Below are 973 nucleotides of genomic sequence, written 5' to 3'. Positions count from 1 at the left end.
AGAAAATTCAAAGTTTTATTCCGCAAGGTAAAAACCATCTATCAAGCGCCTTATTTTGTAAGTTATTACGTAATAAAATTACATTAAATTTAAAGTCGCTTTATCATTTCAAACAAGCGTATGAATATTGACAGGTAAACAAACACCTTGTATTCACAAGGGCTGAAGAGATGGATTTAAACAGGGGTCAAACAAGGTATGCAGGGCTTTGTGTAAAATTAACATTGTGAAATTTCACTATTTTATGAAAGCTTCATCAAAGAAGAGCTGTAAAATTTTACAAGTCAAAGTTTACCAACAGAATAAAATACTAGAAAGCGCACTGTTTCCAGTGCGCTTTTAGATAAATAATGGAGAAGTAAGGGCTAATACTAATAGCTAAAGCAGCTCTGAAACGACTTCTGCAAGTTGATTAAATGTTTTCGTTCTTGACGAGCTCGGACGCCAAACTAAGCCGATTTCGCGATAAGCTTGTTTACCAGGAGGATCGATCACGACTAAATTCTGGTTATGCAGCAAGCCATGGTCGATAGCCATTTGAGGAATGAACGTTGTTCCCAAACCATTCGCAACCATTTGCACCAGTGTATGGAGGCTGGTTGCCGTAAACGGATTGATTTTTTCTTTGTCTGTTAATTTACACGCTGATACCGCATGTTCCGTTAAGCAATGTTCTTTCTCTAGTAGAAAGACGGATTCGTCAGGTAAATCCGCGTAACGAATCGGCACAGGGACCGATTGGGCTTGATTAGCGCTTATAACCATTCGAAACGGATCCTTACCCACTACTCGGCTTTCCATCCCATCAATTTCGACTGGTAACGCTAAAATAAGCACATCCAGCTCACCATGTCTGAGCGCTTGAAGTAAGTTTGTCGTCGTGTCTTCTCTTAATAAAAGATTCAGTTGTGGAAAACGGTAGTTCACCTCTTGTACCAAATCACACAGTAAAAACGGAGCAATTGTTGGTATA

1 protein-coding gene is annotated in these 973 nt (G+C 39.2%); it reads right to left on the bottom strand.

The features are described 5' to 3' along the window. Positions 1–378: 378 nt before the first annotated feature. On the bottom strand, positions 379–973 hold a 595-nt coding region (locus IQR33_RS09405; protein WP_193843662.1), incomplete at its 5' end, for a LysR substrate-binding domain-containing protein.

The sequence above is a fragment of the Vibrio sp. OPT46 genome, assembly GCF_015163535.1.
Taxonomy (GTDB): Bacteria; Pseudomonadota; Gammaproteobacteria; order Enterobacterales; family Vibrionaceae; genus Vibrio; species Vibrio alginolyticus.
This window is presented reverse-complemented; position numbering and strand designations above follow the sequence as displayed.